Consider the following 206-nt stretch of genomic DNA (forward strand, 5'->3'; position numbering starts at 1 on the left):
CTATGCTCTTGGTTAATCTCGATTGCAGCTTCTAATGTAGGTCGTCCCGAAAAACGCTGGCAAAAGTCATTTTCTAAATAACTAACACCGTAGGGTTTAAGTAAGTTACTCCAACATACAAAGTGCAGGCTTTCTGAATCATCTAATGTGCCATCGATATCAAACAATATTGCTTTTAAAGTCATGCTCACTCCTTATTTAACCTA

At 37.4% G+C, this 206-nt stretch carries 1 protein-coding gene; it reads right to left on the bottom strand.

What is annotated here, in order from left to right:
- Positions 1-185 (bottom strand): HAD hydrolase-like protein (locus V6260_RS19625; RefSeq protein ID WP_341595651.1); only part of this gene is annotated, 185 nt, incomplete at its 3' end.
- Positions 186-206 lie beyond the last annotated feature (21 nt).

Source organism: Pseudoalteromonas aliena (genome assembly GCF_038155085.1).
Classification (GTDB): domain Bacteria; phylum Pseudomonadota; class Gammaproteobacteria; order Enterobacterales; family Alteromonadaceae; genus Pseudoalteromonas; species Pseudoalteromonas aliena_A.